General features: G+C 74.4%; 1 protein-coding gene and 1 pseudogene. Both read right to left on the bottom strand.

Annotation, left to right across the window (positions count from 1 at the left end; genetic code table 11):
• Positions 1-117: 117 nt before the first annotated feature.
• Positions 118-651, bottom strand: coding sequence for a hypothetical protein (locus tag ABD308_RS30440; RefSeq protein WP_344342029.1), 534 nt, complete (start codon positions 649-651; stop codon positions 118-120).
• Positions 652-726: 75 nt separating this feature from the next.
• Positions 727-1,268 (bottom strand): annotated as a pseudogene (locus ABD308_RS30435) (hypothetical protein); the annotation flags it as partial.

Below are 1,268 nucleotides of genomic sequence, written 5' to 3'. Positions count from 1 at the left end.
GCGGCCAGACCGCGCAGCACGGCGTCGGCCTCGGCCGGGTCGACGTCGTGGCCGAGCAGCCGGGCCCGCTCGGGGTCCGACCGCTCGTCGGGGAGTCGTACCGTCACCGGACGACCGTCAGCTGTCCTGGGTGTTCAGCTGGAAGTACCACACGGCGTAGATCGAGTCCGGCGCCTTCGGGTCGGTCTCGACCACGGTGATCAGGGTCTTGCCGGAGGAGTTGAGCGCCTTGGCGGCCGGGACGGAGCCCGAGAAGGTCACGTCGCGCGCGGCCGAGGCCAGGATGAACCGGCCGCCCTGGCCCTGCTGGCCGCCGTTGGTGTTGGCCCACCAGCCGCGGTCCGCCACCTCCGGGCTGACGCCGATCGCGATCCGGTCGCTGAGCACCACGTCGGACGAGGGGAGGGTGCCGTCCTCCAGGGCCTTGCCGGCCTTGTCCTGGCACTCCTCCTGCTGCTGCTCGGTCAGCGGCTGGCCGCCGTTGAAGCAGAACGGGTCGACGACCTGCGAGGAGTTGCCGACCACCAGGGTGGCGCGGTGGTCACTGATCTCGTGCTGGTTCGACGCGAATGCGATGGACCCGCCGACCGTGCCGGCGGCGATGACGACGACGGCGCCGAGGCCGGCGACTGCGCGGGTGCTGAGGCTCATGCGTCAGAGGCTACCGGGCTTTCGCGATCACGCTACGCGCGGGTCGGGCACCGCGTGTTGTCACCGGAACGCCCCCTACGCCACCCGGGCCGCGGCCGGGCGGGGGCGCACCCCCACCCGCAGGAGCGAGCGGAGCGTCCAGAGCAGGACCGTTCCGAGCACGGCGGCGGCCACCGACAGGCCCAGCGCGCCGTTCAGCGGCAGCAGGATGCCGACCGCGCCGCCCGCCACCCAGGACAGCTGGAGCGCCGTCTCCGAGCGGGCGAAGGCGGAGGTCCGCACCGACTCGGGGACGTCCCGCTGGATCAGCGCGTCCAGCGACAGCTTGCCCAGCGAGGCCGCGAGCCCGGCCGCCCCGGCGACCGCCAGCACCGTCACCGTGCCGTACCAGAGCGCGGCGGCGGTGGTGGCGCAGCCGGCCAGCAGCAGCATCGCGGTGACCGTCAGCTCCGGGCCGCGCGGGCGCAGCCAGGCGCCGAGCAGCGAGCCGAGCGCGTTGCCGGTCCCGGCGGCCAGCGCCACCAAACCGAGCGCGAGGGTCGGCCGCAGGCTGCCGCCGCAGGCGCTGCGCGCGGTCATCGTCGTGGTCGGCCTGGCCGCCGTCGTCAAACTGCTCA

This window comes from Kitasatospora putterlickiae (assembly GCF_039527695.1).
Lineage (GTDB): Bacteria > Actinomycetota > Actinomycetes > Streptomycetales > Streptomycetaceae > Kitasatospora > Kitasatospora putterlickiae.
The sequence above is the reverse complement of the archived record's forward strand: the minus strand, read 5'-3'. Positions and strand labels throughout refer to the sequence as shown.

What these genes read in the sequence shown, in the direction of transcription:
- ABD308_RS30440 (WP_344342029.1), bottom strand. Translation starts at nt 651, where the DNA reads ATGAGCCTCAGCACCCGCGCAGTCGCCGGCCTCGGCGCCGTCGTCGTC.